The sequence below is a fragment of the Sphingobacterium sp. JUb56 genome, from assembly GCF_014191365.1.
Lineage (GTDB): Bacteria > Bacteroidota > Bacteroidia > Sphingobacteriales > Sphingobacteriaceae > Sphingobacterium > Sphingobacterium anhuiense.
Genome location: NZ_JACHWL010000001.1, coordinates 2,777,516 through 2,792,102 on the forward strand (window position 1 = coordinate 2,777,516; position 14,587 = coordinate 2,792,102).

15 protein-coding genes are annotated in these 14,587 nt (G+C 38.1%); 2 read left to right on the plus strand and 13 right to left on the minus strand.

All coding sequences use genetic code 11. The features are described from left to right. Window positions 1–28 precede the first annotated feature (28 nt). The 5 genes from FHR29_RS11690 to FHR29_RS11710 all read right to left on the minus strand — a co-directional run bounded on the left by FHR29_RS11690 (window position 29) and on the right by FHR29_RS11710 (window position 3,188). Entirely contained in the window at window positions 29–412 is a 384-nt protein-coding gene (locus tag FHR29_RS11690; protein WP_132771139.1) for a hypothetical protein, read from the minus strand. Window positions 413–658: 246 nt separating this feature from the next. Then, complete coding sequence (locus FHR29_RS11695; protein ID WP_183914837.1) at window positions 659–1,048, minus strand: DUF1398 domain-containing protein; 390 nt, start codon at window positions 1,046–1,048, stop codon at window positions 659–661. 68 nt (window positions 1,049–1,116) lie between these two features. Then, a complete protein-coding gene (locus tag FHR29_RS11700; protein ID WP_183914839.1) occupies window positions 1,117–1,686 on the minus strand; it encodes a dihydrofolate reductase family protein in 570 nt (189 codons plus the stop codon). A 146-nt stretch (window positions 1,687–1,832) separates the two neighbouring features. Then, window positions 1,833–2,126: a S9 family peptidase gene (locus tag FHR29_RS11705; protein WP_183914841.1), complete on the minus strand. Its 294-nt coding sequence runs from the start codon at window positions 2,124–2,126 to the stop codon at window positions 1,833–1,835. An 84-nt stretch (window positions 2,127–2,210) separates the two neighbouring features. Then, window positions 2,211–3,188, minus strand: a complete 978-nt coding sequence (locus tag FHR29_RS11710; protein WP_183914843.1) for a S9 family peptidase — start codon at window positions 3,186–3,188, stop codon at window positions 2,211–2,213. A gap of 278 nt (window positions 3,189–3,466) precedes the next feature. Between FHR29_RS11710 and FHR29_RS11715 the strand changes: the two genes are divergently transcribed. After that, window positions 3,467–3,979 carry a GNAT family N-acetyltransferase gene (locus FHR29_RS11715; RefSeq protein ID WP_183914845.1) on the plus strand — a complete coding sequence of 171 codons (513 nt, stop codon included), beginning with the start codon at window positions 3,467–3,469 and terminating at the stop codon, window positions 3,977–3,979. Window positions 3,980–4,072: 93 nt separating this feature from the next. Here the strand turns inward: FHR29_RS11715 and FHR29_RS11720 are convergent, their stop codons facing one another. The 8 genes from FHR29_RS11720 to FHR29_RS11755 form a co-directional block, all read right to left on the minus strand. Beyond that, on the minus strand, window positions 4,073–5,047 hold the full coding sequence (locus FHR29_RS11720) for an alpha/beta fold hydrolase (protein WP_183914847.1): 975 nt from the start codon (window positions 5,045–5,047) through the stop codon (window positions 4,073–4,075). Between the two features lie 157 nt (window positions 5,048–5,204). Beyond that, a complete protein-coding gene (locus FHR29_RS11725) occupies window positions 5,205–6,215 on the minus strand; it encodes an NAD-dependent epimerase/dehydratase family protein (RefSeq protein WP_183914849.1) in 1,011 nt (336 codons plus the stop codon). Window positions 6,216–6,279: 64 nt separating this feature from the next. Then, window positions 6,280–6,855 carry a Crp/Fnr family transcriptional regulator gene (locus FHR29_RS11730; RefSeq protein ID WP_132845609.1) on the minus strand — a complete coding sequence of 192 codons (576 nt, stop codon included), beginning with the start codon at window positions 6,853–6,855 and terminating at the stop codon, window positions 6,280–6,282. 72 nt (window positions 6,856–6,927) lie between these two features. Then, complete coding sequence (locus FHR29_RS11735; protein WP_183914851.1) at window positions 6,928–7,821, minus strand: NAD(P)-dependent oxidoreductase; 894 nt, start codon at window positions 7,819–7,821, stop codon at window positions 6,928–6,930. A 112-nt stretch (window positions 7,822–7,933) separates the two neighbouring features. Then, window positions 7,934–9,487, minus strand: a complete 1,554-nt coding sequence (locus tag FHR29_RS11740) for a hypothetical protein (protein WP_183914852.1) — start codon at window positions 9,485–9,487, stop codon at window positions 7,934–7,936. Further along, window positions 9,487–10,644, minus strand: a complete 1,158-nt coding sequence (locus FHR29_RS11745; protein ID WP_183914854.1) for an HlyD family secretion protein — start codon at window positions 10,642–10,644, stop codon at window positions 9,487–9,489. Before FHR29_RS11745 ends, FHR29_RS11740 begins: the two co-directional genes overlap by 1 nt. 37 nt (window positions 10,645–10,681) lie before the next feature. Further along, entirely contained in the window at window positions 10,682–12,004 is a 1,323-nt protein-coding gene (locus FHR29_RS11750) for a TolC family protein (RefSeq protein ID WP_183914857.1), read from the minus strand. 96 nt (window positions 12,005–12,100) lie between these two features. Further along, window positions 12,101–12,949 carry an AraC family transcriptional regulator gene (locus FHR29_RS11755; protein WP_132771129.1) on the minus strand — a complete coding sequence of 283 codons (849 nt, stop codon included), beginning with the start codon at window positions 12,947–12,949 and terminating at the stop codon, window positions 12,101–12,103. Window positions 12,950–13,172: 223 nt separating this feature from the next. Between FHR29_RS11755 and FHR29_RS11760 the strand changes: the two genes are divergently transcribed. Next, the gene (locus FHR29_RS11760; protein WP_183914859.1) at window positions 13,173–14,447 is read left to right on the plus strand and encodes an ATP-binding protein; all 1,275 of its coding nucleotides are present in this window, start codon (window positions 13,173–13,175) and stop codon (window positions 14,445–14,447) included. Window positions 14,448–14,587 lie beyond the last annotated feature (140 nt).

A 14,587-nucleotide genomic window follows, 5' to 3' on the forward strand; every position in this document is an offset into this window, starting at 1 on the left:
AGCTTCTTGCAGGCTATTGTTCTATATTTTACATTGACCATTCAAATGGCTTAGTACAAGGATCACACTCAAATTTTAAAACCTTACCTAAACTTTGTGCTTTTCTACCTTTTTTTACGAACACATAGGCCAGATCTAAATATTCTTCCACTTCCTTTCCACTTTCATCCCTTCCTTTTAATATGACAGAATAGTATTTTCCATCGCTATCTTTTTTATAAAAAACTTCATTAACAGTAACTTTTTTAGGTGTTTCATTATCACAGCAACTGCACCATAAAATCACGATTGGTTCTTTTTTAAGGTAGACGACTGCCGCTTCTGCTTGCTTCTGTGTTAAAGCCTGAAGTTGATCTGCTCGCGAAAAAAAAGCAGTGCATAACAATACAAAAAGTAAAATGGTCTTTTTCATATGGATTAATTTTATGGAATTCGATAAGCAAATACTATGCCTTTTGAAACTTTAATGTGGGAATAACACGGAAATTGCGACTATATCTAACCCGATATTTTTTAAAATGTAACTTTAATTTTTAGCTAACCGACGGCCTCCTTAATTAGTAAGCTCATTGCTTTTCCAGAGGATTTTCAGTAGTCAATAACATACCTTAGAGATGAACAATGATATTCCTCTATCTCACAGTATCATCACATACACCTACTCCGGTATTTTTTCTGTTAAAATTTCATTATCTGTCATGTCATAATATGTGCATGTCATAGAATGCAGTGAAACAGTCCATTTTTCCACACCGGTCTCCGCACAATGTTTGCAAAAAGTGAAGTAATCAGTCTCCCCTTTTTGGTGTATCTTTAAGTAATCCCTAAATTTTAATGGATCACAGACTGCTTTAATTTCTAAGTTCGCATACGAGGGTTTTGAAACGGTCTTAAATTCATTTTCACCGAAATATTCGGTGTGACTATCTCGTACCCAAGTTTCGAATGCTATTACACCTAACTTTTTTATTTCTCGAATATAGTTAGGAAAGTCTGTTCCTGATTTGACTTTGCTATGCGCCTCCTCGATCTGTTCTACTGTAAACATCTTTTTTGTATGTTATTTTCTGTTCTTACTATTCATTTATATCCAAATTCATAATTTAAAGTTATAAACTACTTTTTCAGAGGGCCTATGTGTTTGTAAGTGTTGATAAGCAGTCCTGTGGGAGTTGCTTTAGAGCTTACGAATGCAAGTTCTCGCGCGATTATACCGTCTCCTAACAATCGTTTACCGTGACCAAGCAAAACAGGATAGGTAATCAATACAACCTCATCTACAAGTCCGGAATCTAACAATGTTGATGTTAACGTGGAGCTTCCGACAATAATCAGATCAGGTCCAGCTGTTGCCTTAAGTGCTGTAATTGCCTGAAGCACATCCGTGCCCAAGCCTTCCACCGGACCCCAGCTCAAACTCTTTGGGCTGTGTGTTGCAATATATTTAGTAGCTGCATTGATCGCATTGGCCATTGGAAAATCTCCAGCATTGGGCCAAAATTCACTGAATATGTCATAGGTAGTACGTCCAAGGAGAAGGTCAAAATTTGGTCCATATGCTTCAAAAAGAAGTGCTGCACCAGCTGCGCTTCGATATGCAGTCGTCCACGCCCCATATTCATAATCGCCGTCATGTTCAATCACACCATCAAGCGAAATATGTTCAAAAATTCGAATCTTTCTCATGTCTTTTCAATTTGGTCAATGATTAATCAAAATTAACGTATACAAATTACGCGATCAGGGTGCATTTGCGACAATACAAGGGGGCTTTTAGCCATTCCTTTTGTATTTTTCCATAAGGAACTGATCAGTTGTCTATAACAACCTACTTACAAACTCTTTATCCAATTCTTCATGATATTTAACACCTCAGGTGAAATCGTTTCTTCAATAGTAACATATTCACTCACTAGACCTGTTTTTGCATGCTGAAACAGGTGATTCAACCCGGGCATCGCAATCACTTTAAAATTTTTATTTCCTGCTTTCGTAAGCAACGTTTTAAAACCAGAAAGGCTTTCCTGAGCCGATACCTGCACATCTTTTTCTCCGTTCAAAGCTAAGACAGGTATCTTAATTTTTGTTAAAGTGGTTGCTGGATCATATTTCAAAAAAGAGCGCATCCAGGGCAGAAAGAATCTTGCCGCAAATTCATCAATATTATTATAAGCCTGCGGTCCTGTATAACCAAGCTTAGCCAGGAATGGCTAAGGCTGGCTATTGAGCCATTCTTTCATTTTCTTTGCAAATATTGGCTTGAATTCCTCATTGTCTGAATAAGTCGCCGAAAGATCAAATAACATATTCAACAGACTGTCAAATCTACTAACCTCTTCCGTATTTAATCCGAGCTGTTCATAATTACTCTTTAACTGCATCGCCATTAATTCCCGGCCTTTAATACCTACTCCTGCCAAACTAACGATAAAGGCTACATCCTTAGACTGCACAGCTGCCATAGGGCCAATAATACCACCTTCGCTATGTCCTATAAGGCCTATTTTTTTGGTATCAATCCCCTGATGTGCCTTCAAGTATTCCATACCGACCAGCACGTCTCCCGCAAAATCCAATGACGTCGCATTCATCACCTCACCTGTCGTTTCTCCAACACCGCGATCATCAACACGTAATACAGCAATACCATTTCTACTCAGATAATCAGCAATGACCCAAAAAGGTTTATGTCCAAACAAAGTTTCATCGCGATCTTGCTGCCCAGATCCTGTAATTAAAATTACAGCGGGTACTTGCTTATTCGTATCAGGTAAAGTCAGAGTAGCACCGTATTGAATTGATTTATCGGTATTGTAGTAAATAACTTTTTCTTCCTTGTAAGGGAAAGGAGCCTTGGGCATCTGTGGCCGCTTAATCTCAAATTCCTTTTCAACTCTTTTTAAAACCAATGGTAGTGCGCCTCCTTGCTTCCACTCGCCAACCAATTCAGTTCTACCTGATTTAAATGCACCATAGAAACCTCCGCCTATTTGAGCTGAAAAAGCAGTCACACTGTCATTTGTGACCTTTAACTCAGAAACCTTCAATCCCATAGCACCTTGATCTGGGCTATCAAAAACGGCAACGTACTGATTTGTTAAGCTATCTTTCGATATCCTTAGAAATATACGGATATTTTCTATTTTGCCCTCCCATACTGTTTTAGATGGTAGATCTTGTGCTGCCAATTGATTTATAAAGCACGAGCTGTTAAGAAAGTGAGAAGTAATTTTAATTTCATAAAGTGGGTGATTGGTATTATAATCAAATATAACTAAATGATTATTACAACACTTACTATATGCAACCATTTCCCCATTTAATGAAAAAAATAACTTTATTTCAAAATTGACTTAACTGGAAAAGTTTCAGATGGGTTTACAATGGTTATATTTCTTGTCAAATGGTAACTAGTAAAAGACTATGCCTTCCTATATTTGAAAAATGTAAAAGAACAGATTATTTTATGGAAGAGACCCTATTGCAAATTGATAATGGAATGTATAAAATTCGACAACTTAAAGAAAGCGAAGCAGTACTTTATAAAACAATGCGACTGGAAGCTATCCAAACAGAAGCTTCCATGTTTAGAATCAGTACTCCTCCCGAAAATGAGTTAACAGACCTGGAATGGCAAGAGCGAATTAAATATCCACGAATCGTTTTTATCCTCTTCAAAAATGAAAAACCGATCGGTATGACGAGTATGTTGCTAATCAATGATAAAGAGGCATATTTAGGACAATCTTATATTAAAAAAAGATTTAGAGGACTAGGACTTTCAAAGCTTTTGTATCAAATAAGAATGAAGTATGCTGTCAAATTACATCTAAAAAGATTGACAGTAAGCCACCGTAAAAGTAATACCGCTTCAAAAGCAGCAAACCAACGTATAGGATTTATCTATACACATGTGGAAACAATGAACTGGCTGGATGGTACTACTGAAGATGTACTCTACTATGTTTTAGACCTCTAATAATGTATTGGACAATAAGATGTCGCAAAGTTTACCCTGATAAATATTGTTTATAGTGTTGGCATTTTAAGAACATAAATAGCGATTTAAAGCTTATTTAGTCAGCAAATAAGACGGATGAGTCTCCGGCAGAATATCCTTAATGATAACAGATTGGATCTTTTCAGGCTCCGTATTGAAAATCGTATGCCCAGACTTGGTAAACCAGAAAAAATCTTTCTTAGGAGCTTTGATAAAATGATAATAGTCTTCGACAATTTGATGTGACGCTTGCTTATCCCCATTGCCTTCTAGAAAATAAATTGGGCATTTTACTTCAGTAAGTTGCTTGAATTTACTTCCTTGAACGGATGCCAACCACATTGGAAACCAAGTATCGAGCCATCTATAATAGGTAGGTTTAAAATCCTCTTTCTGAGCAAATTCAACTCCGTTGTGAATAAACAACCATTTCTGCGAATAGAACAAATCATCCGCAACTTTAAAGGGAATATTTACTTTCTTTAATTCGTTACTCGCTTCTTTGTTTTTAGTGCTTTTGGCCCACTTATGCAACATGTCCACTGTTAATGCAGCATTCTTCTCTTGATCTATAATTCCACTTATACAGATATAGGCATACAATAATTCCGGATGATGTTCTGCCAAATCAAACCCTAATACTGAACCCCATGAATGTGAAACAAGAAATAACTTTGGTTGGTTCAATCTATTCAAAATATATTGAACCATTTCAGAGGCATCGGATTTCATCAATTCAGGGGTTAACGGAACCGGAGAGTTATTTAAAGCCGCTGTCTCCCCTGTTTGACGCTGGTCCCATTGTATAACTGTAAATTCAGTCTGTAGCTGATCGGTAAAGCTCGCTGAAACAGGTATCAGTGAACTTCCTGGTCCACCATGTAAAAACAATAAAATAGGTTTATCTCTTCCAGTAGACTTTATCGTGATAACTTGATTGATACCGCCTATCGGAACAATCAAGTGTTCATCAATATGAAGCTTAGCTTGTACTTCCATGAAACCTGAGAATACAAGAAAAAGTGAAAGAAAAAAATATTTAACCATATTGGTTTGTAATTGAATACTAAAGATAAAGATTAAAATTAGAAATTCTTATTTAGTTAAAATGGGAAGGCGAAGTGCATTTATCAATCTTAAACAGGCCAAACTATCTAATAAAAACTGAATTTTCTAAATGGTACACGATTAAAATAAAAGATTGCTAAAGCATTTCCTTGTGTTCCATAAGATAAGCTAATGCTTCTTTAACAGCCTGTTGGCTACTTTTGGGATTAAATCCTAATTCATTTCTTGCTTTGGAAATATCAAAATCTTGCTGCAATCCAGAAAACATGGCGATTTCTTTAGTTGTAATTAAGGGAGGTCTTCCACTTAGCTTTGCTGCAAACTGCATCAATCCGGCAATACCATATAGTATGAACTTCGGGACAGAAACGGGAATACGCAGGTTAAGTTCGGGATAGAGCTTTTGTGCAAGTTTTGTCGTTTCGGTAATGCTCATGCATCTTTCATTAGTGAGGATATACCGTTCTCCAGACCTACCTTTCTCTGCAGCCAGATAACAACCTTCGGCGACATCTTTTACATCGACCCAGTTGAGTGCGATATGGGTATCTACAGGAATCCGTTTTTTTAAGATTAACGTCAATACAGCATAGGATACATTCAGCGGAAGTAGGGCTTCGCTGCCTATCATCGCTCCAGGCATAACGGAAACCAATTCAATTCCTAACTCCTTTGCCAGCTTGAAAGCAAGCTTTTCGCCGTCATTTTTAGAGTTGTAATAGGCATCTCTCCGATCGGGATTGTAACCGTTACTTTCTTTTGTTGGCGTATGGGTATAGTTCAAAGCAGCTATGGAACTTACATACACAATTTTCGAAACACCTGCGTCTGCAGCAGCTTCGATGGTATTGCGGGTCCCCTGCAAATTTACATCGTAGATATCTTTCTGTGGATCTTTAGCCCATAGTTTAAATGCGGCCCCCACGGCATAGAAAGTATTAACACCTTGCAATGCTTTTTTAAATGATTGCTTGTCTGTAATATCTGCCTGCACGACTTCACAATCCAGATCGTTGAAGTAATCTAGATTTCTAATATTACGGACGGACGCTCTAACGCGAAAACCTTTATTTATTAATAATCTTACTAAGTTGTTTCCCAAATGCCCGTTTGCTCCGGATACCAATACCAAATCTTTAGTTTTCATGTTCATTGATTTTAAATGATAAAGCAAAGTTCTGCCTTATTCATTTTAAACCACTTCACAAATGTTACTTAATGATCTTTTTACGGATTCGGCTCAAACTTTTAGGATTCATTCCTAAAAAAGAAGCGATATATTGCATCGGAACGTGATGAAGTATTTCTGGTTGTTCGTTCATTAGTTTTAAATACCGTTGCTCTGCCGTTAGTGTTGCCAACTCCCTGGATCTTTTTTCATTGTACGATAACGATTGCTGAAACACATAGATGCTAAAGTCTTTGAATGATGGTGTCTGTTGTATTAAAAGATCCAGATCAGATCTGGTAATACGCAAAAGCTCGCATTCGGTGATGCATTCAAGATTTTCGTCCGATCGGGTCTGATTGCTAAAATTTATATAGGACGTGATAAACCCAGGAGGACAGTTGATATGAGTCGTCACTTCATCACCCTTTTCATTATAATGAAACAAACGTACAAAGCCTGATACCACAAAATATAGATAAGCCGGAACCTTCCCTTGCTCTTCGATGATCTGATTTTTAGGATAAAAAACAGGTTCCATAAAACGCCGGCATAATTCTTTTTCCTGATCGGAAAGGATAACATGCTTGGTGATAAGATCAATAAACTTTGCGTGCATGGATTGAAATTTAATAATGATCTGTTTTTTTTACGGAAATAGTTTTTACAAGAGAATTGTTTTACTAAGCTATTAATAAGCCAACAGGTTTTCCAATACTTTTTCAGATAACCTTATTTTCGCCTCAGCAGTAAAACCCGCAAATTTATCAGAACTGATAACCCGGTTCTTTTTAGACAATTCGTCAGCATATGGAGCCATTCCATCTGCATCAAAAATTGCATAAGAAGATTCATCAGTAAGCAACCATTGACTAAAAGCTACTTTATCAAATGTCAATCCTAATGATGTATTGATCAATATTGAATTCTTTTTCTTGATACTAAACTCGGACTCTCCAAGAAGAATTGTATTTTTAGGAAGATGGGTCGTAACAACATCACAAATAGCAAGAAGCTCATGCAGCGGTAAATAAGTAATTCCTTTTTGTTCGGCTTCTGTTTTTCTATTTCTGTTATAATAAAACACTTTCATTCCAAAATGTCCAGCCATTGTTGCGACCATACTCCCGAGGGTTCCCAAACCTATAATACCTATACTTTTCCCCTTCAATTCGGTTGAGTCAGCTTTCCATTGGTATTTTCCTAATCCCTGAAATAAATAGATCAATTGAGCAAAGATAAATTCGGCAGCTCCTTCATCTCCGTAATCCCTTACACCTTTAACCGTTATTCCTAGTTTTCGCGCGGCTGCTATATCAACATTTGCAGCACTCTCATCATACAAACTGCAACAAAGTCCAATAAATTTCAAGGACGGACAAGCTTCTAAAATTTCAGCAGAAATAATTGTCTTCCAACTTAGAAGAATACAATCACTATCACCAATTCTTTGAATAATTTCCTCTTTAGAAACGGGTGTATTATTAAATATGATGATGGACGACTTCGACAATTCGGCTATCTTTTGTACAATAGATTCTTGAATGCCACAATCATCTATAATCGTAATTTGATTAAATTTCATTCATCAAATATAGCGAAATAATACACCAGCAAATTCTTTTAAATAGAATTGTGCAAAAGAGACAGACACTTTGCTTTGACATAGGTTTCTCTTACAACCGATCTTCTTAAGACTAACGGCGGCTGAAATAATATCCACGCACCTTGTTTCCCCGGACTATTTTGCGAAACAGCACCAATCGTCTTTGATTGAATCTGCCAAAGTGATGCAACAGCACCAATAGAAGCACCGGAATACTGATCCAGCACAATACACCGAAGACGATCTTCAAAGCCGCCAGCATGGCATTGAGCTGTGAGGCCGGATACATCGCTATCCCATTGGAAAAATCACCGATATCCATATACAGTGCACTGTCATACAGACTCTGCCATTGCCCTTGATAGGAAGCCCAATTTAAAATAGCGGCGCCAAGTGCCGTTGCTACAAATGTTCTGACTATGATCAAAACCCCTACAATACCGAGAAGCTCATCCATATTCAGACCAGAACCGGCATAAAACCAGATTCCAATATAGAGTATTCCCATCCCTAGCCCCTTTAAGAACATCGGAAAATAAAGATATTCCATATTCATCTGTGGCTGTATGAGCAGATACATCATTAGGCAATGAATAAAGAACACCAGAAATCCCGAAGCAATAAAATACTTCAGTAACCATTTATGCTTAAAACTGATATACCCATATATACCTGCCAATATGATTCCAGGAATCATCCATAGATTCAGCTCCGAATTTAAGAGATTATTGTAGCCGAGTGCTCCTACTGTATATTGCGACAGCAAAGTAGAAGTTGCCAGATATATCCCCAGCAGCAACAGCAGCAACATACTGTACCAGATGTTGACTCTTGCGGTAAACAGTTCAAATTTGACTAATTTACGTTTTGCTCCCTTTTGCCTATAAATTACGATTGCTATAAGTAGTAGACATAGCAGAATAGACACTATTATATAAGGAGAATTAAACCATCCCTGTTGCTTCATAAAGGTAAGTGCAAAATCCAAACTCAAGGCTGCAATAGCAAGTAAACCTAAAGAAAGCCAATCAATCTGTGATAAGGGCATCCGAAAGGAGAACCGTTGATTGTGCTGAAAGATCAATGAAAGCGCCGCAATGACCAGCATAACCGCAGACATCAGAAAATAGGGTGCCTGCCAGTTTCCGTCAAACACGACGTCGGCCATGAGATAAGCTGATAACTGAGACAGACAGATCGAAAGCGGATAAAACATCGCGTAGAATTTGCCGCGATCTCCAGTAGGCGTCAGGATGACCATCATGACCAATAAAAGCTCTATAAAAGGAAAAGTTTTAAAAAAACCAATAAAGAAACCTGCAATAATAACGACCAAAGGATTGTCAGTCGTACCAATACAGTACGATAACAGTGCAAGAACTATCGAACAGAACACAATGATTTCCTTAGAGCGGAAACGCATTTTCACCCGCAGACTAAAGATAATAGCTACTCCCATTCCGATTGTAGTAGCATTACTTGCCATCGCCATATATTCCGTATAGGTCGCAAGCGCCCCTGAAATATCGGTAATACTATTGCTGTAAACGCTATTGATACTGAGTATCGGGATCAGAAAAATAAAAATGAGCAATAACATGAGCGGTTTGGGCACCCAAGCTGCAAACAATCCTTTATTATACATTATCTTAAAGTAACCTCCACATTCATTCCTGCACGCAACAGTTTTAAGTCCTCGGTTTTATTTTCCGAAGTAAATTCTATTCTTACAGGTATTCTTTGCTGTACCTTTACAAAATTACCGGTGGAGTTATCCAAAGGTACTGCCGCATAACGCGCGCCTGTTGCGCCTGAGATCGCCGTGATTTTCCCGACAAACTCCTTTCCCCCCAAAGCGTCTACCTGAATGGTCGCTAAAGCTCCGATCATAACATTTTCCATCTGCTTTTCACGATAATTGGCCGTGATCCAAATGTTATTACTGTCTACGATAGTGGCTACCTGCTGACTTGGACTCAACAGCTGTCCAATATTGATCGTCCTTCTTCCCATGATACCATCATGAGGCGCTGTGATTACGGTATATGAAAGATTGAGCTTAGCCATATTTAATGCATTTTCAGCACGTTTGATCTCTGCATCGTTCATTCCTAATCGGGACTGTACCTCAGTCACCGTGAGCACAGAAGTACTCCGGGAATTCGCAATCGCCTCATATTGCGAAGATACCGCCTCCAGAGCAGCACTGCTCGCTTCATATTCCGTTTTCACCTGGTCGAACTGTTGACGGGTTACCGCCTCGTCTTTCAAAAGATTTTTATAACGGTTAAAATTCTGTTCCGCATTCCACAATCTTGCTTTTGCCGAAGCAATGTTAGCCTGAGCGGCATCGCTGTTGGATTGTGCTGTACCGATATTATTAGTTGCCGTTCTGACCGAATTAGCCGTAACATGCTTAGATGCAAGTGCCGACAAATAGGCTGCTTCTGCCTGCCCCAGTTGAGTCTGAATCTCACTATCATCCAATATAAGCAAAGTATCTCCCTTTTTTACGTACTGATGCTCGATAAAACGAATATCTTTGATATAGGCCGATACCCGGGTATTGATCGGGTTAATATACGATTCGACCTGTGCTGCATTGGTAAAACGGTTATTACCGATATTGAAATAGGCGTGGATCACCCAATAGAGTCCTGCCAATACCAATAATAGCACCAACATGCTGACGATCGTTCCTCTGTTCTTTTTTTTAGGCATTCTCTGTTTTACTTTACTTGATTTAACACCTGTATTTTCTACCGAATCTGTTCCTTGATTCTGATCTTGATTTTGTGACATATTTTTTATCTACTTCAATGGAGTTAGCTTCCAGTTCTTACATTTTCCCGCTTTCTTTCAATAATTTGTAATACGCAAACACAATATTGATTTCCGAGTTGGTGTACTGCAGTTCAGCATCCAACTTCGCATTGCTTGCATCGATCATATCAAGCAGAATGGCCAGCTGGTTATTGTATTTACTTTCCATGATTCTGTAATTCTCCTCTGTCAGATCTTTATTTTTTGCCAATGTTGAGTTCTGGCTACGTGTTTCATTATATTTTATGTAGGCGGCATTAACCGCAACTTCGATCATTTTTTCTGTTTCATTTTCCTGGGCTTTAGCTTTCTCTAATTCATATCTGTTAGCCTGTATCTTTTTCGAAGATTTATAGAGCGAACTGATATCATAGCTTAATGACAAACCTACATTCCAACCATTTGAGTACATATCCATGGCGGGCGATGTCGTCGTAATTGGTCTTTGCAATTTATTACCTGCAAAAGCGGCTAAAGTGGGCATACGTTCGGTCCTTGTTATCTTCGTTGCCGTTTCGGATAGTTCAACCCCCTTTTTACTCATGAGAACTGAGGGGTGCTGATCAATGTCGTTTTGATAGAACGCTAAAGGAGATGCTTCCAAATTGGTTTGCAATAGCTTTTCATCTGCCAGGAGCTGTATTCCTTCAGGAAGACCCAAGGCAACCAAGAGCTGTTTATTCAAGATCTGCACATTATTCTCGATCACCTGTAAAGCCAGGTTTAGATTAGAGATCTGCAGTTCACCACGGATCACATCATTTCGAGTGACCATACCTTCTTTATAAAACCGGCTGATATTCTGTAACCGTTGCTCGGCCAATTGAATATTTTTACGGTATACGGAAGCCTGATTTTGCAACTTATAAAAGTCCAAATAGTAGCCCAAGGCTAGCAACTTGATATTCTGCTCGTTAAACTGATAATTCAGGGTTGCGAGATCTTCTTGTAGCGATTTGGCTTCGATAGTATGTTTGACCATACCACCCTTCCAGATTAACTGAGTCGCTTCTAAGGCATAGTTATTGCCAAAATGTGGCATCTTGACCGTCGTCGAATTGGAAAAATCTTTATCAAGTAGGACACCGTCACCGATATAAAGGGCGCTGGCGCTTAGATTAAGATCAGGAAGCTGTAAATTTTTAGCGACCTCTACGTTCTGTTTTGCTATTTTTATACCTGCTTTGGAAACTGATAAAGTTGGATTGTTTTCCAGAACCAAAGAAAAGAGTTCTTCAACGCTGAGCTTTTTTTGAGTAGCTTCCTGAGCAAATAGTAAGGAGTCTGAAAAAAGCAATCCGATTACCAAAAACAGATAACTGAATGGTTTTATTTTCATTGTGTGCGATACATTTTAGAATTTCACAGCACAAAAGTCGTAAAAAACAACCCTAACAAAAAGGTTGAAAGCGGGGCAAAAGAAGTCCAAATAGTATCAAAACAAGGTAACCTCGTGTTTATTCCGGTAATTTTTGGGACTTAATCCCGTATGCTTTTTAAAAAATTTACCAAAAGCATACTGATCTGAGAAGTTTAATTCCTCGGCAATTCTAGTAATGGTATCCTTTGAACTGAACAGTAAAGTTTTAGCCTCATTGAGTAAGGCTGTAGCAATAAATACAGAAGGTGCTATATCGGTAATTTCCTTGACACAAATCGATAGATACTTGATCGAGATATTGAGTTTTTTGGCATAAAAATCTAACTCCTTTTCCGTTTTATAATAATCTGTAGCCAATTCAAGAAACTGCAAGGTGATTTCCTCTTTTCGTGCATTTCGTTTTCGGTCAAATTGAAGCTGGATTTCTAATGAATCCATCAATTTATAGGTTATGGTGGAAAATATGGAGAGGATGATCTGTTCGTGAAAGAAAGATTGTCTATTCTCCATATCAGTCTGATAAATCATAAGTTCCACCAAACCTGTTAACTGGTCAAAAATCACTTTATCTGGATTGAAGATATTTTGATTTTTCTCCGCATTGATGATCCGGTACACATCGTACCGGCTAAAGTTAAAATGAATCTTTTCCCTGATAGTCTCCCGATTATAGATCAGCATGTATATTTTAAGGTCATCGGTATAATGGCTCAATTTATAGCTGTTATGCGAGGATATCAGTAAAACGTGATCCTCCACATAAGAAACAGATTGGTTATTGATCTCCAAATGAATGGATCCGCTTCTGATAAAAATCATGCTAAAATTAGCGGGTCTCAGGATATGGCCCATCTTAGCATTTTCAAAAAAGTCTTTTTCATTTAGTATTCTTATCAATGACATCAGCAAACTCTTTAAGTACTAAGGGACAAACTAAGATAAAATTATTTTATATGCAATATTATCTTTTGACGCTGTCTATCGAATGACTCGTTTACTTTCATTACAGGTATGTTGCAGAAACTATAGCGTAATTTTTAGCTATTTCATATATATGATCAGCATCAGTCACACAGGACTATGATTTACCCAATTATTATTGTACTTTTAAATAGATCAATCCATTATGAAGAATAACACCAAGATCACCAATACAAGTATAGAATCGGCAGGTTTACCAAAAGACGCCAAACATGTTATGGCAGAATATATCTGGAATGGATTTGATGCTAAGGCTACAGAAGTCTCTATCGACATCGAAAGTAATACCCTCGGATTTATAACAAGTATCTGCATTCGTGATAATGGGGAAGGAATTCCCAGGGAAACACTGAACCTTTCATTTGGGAATTTTTTAGATTCGCTCAAGAAAAATAGCTTAAAACGGAGCTCCTATACGCGTGGAAAAAAGGGAAAAGGCCGTTTTTCTTTCTCACTCTTTGCCACACGAGCAACTTGGAATACCACTGTTAAGACAGACGATGAGCTGATTTCCTATAGCATACGAATAGATCGTGACGCTAAAGAACAATATGATATCGGGGATATCAAATCAGCGGCTAAACCTGAGGGAACTGGTACAACTGTCAAACTGGAAGGTATCTTTGGACTAACAGCTACTACACTGGAGTCTGAAGAATTTACAGATTTTCTTGCGCAGGAATTTGGTTGGTATCTGCTTCTCAACCGGGATTGGGGGTACTGCATCCTCCTCAATGGGTCTGCACTTCATTATCATAACCTGATACAGGAAACCGACAGTACGATATTCACTCTTTATAGTATAGCGGAAAACTCGTACAGCTTCCGTGTAAACTATATCCGATGGAAAGAACAGATCGGAGACCGTTACTATTACTATTTTTTAAACAGCAACAAAACTGAAGTAGCAAAACTGCTCAGTAGTTTTAATAATAATGCGATCGACTTCCACCACTCGGTATATATAGAATCTGACTTCTTTGATCAATTCGAGCAAGCTGATATCGCGATTTCTTCGGAAAGCAATCTCTTCAGTGAAAAAGAACAGCAGGTTATTTATCGTAAATTACTGGCTGAATTACGTGATTTTCTGGAGCGTAAACAGAAAAAATATATTCGCGAGCAGGCCGTCACAGTCAAACTTGAAGAACTGGAGAAGAAAAACCTACTGCCGCATTATAGTTCGTCGGATATCGATGTAAACCGAAAAAGGATTTTACTATCCCTGATTCAGGAACTGTATATTGCCGATCCACGTGCCTTTATTGGCATCAAAGCTGACCTCATACGTACTTATCTCGGTCTTCTGGACTTGCTCTTGCAAACAGACCGTAAACAGGATATAGTACCACTTTTTGAAAATGCTATTGCGCTTTCGGAAAAAGAGCGTGATACGATCAGAAAGATACTGGAAAGGTAGATCTGCTGTATTCAATGGGTGAACTTAAAATTTAAGCATTTTCCGTATCCAAATCTGAAATTAAATTCATTTGGACGTTAGACAAGGCTGCGAAATAATTGAAAAATGCTTTTGACTTACTGTATAATTGTCTTAAACAT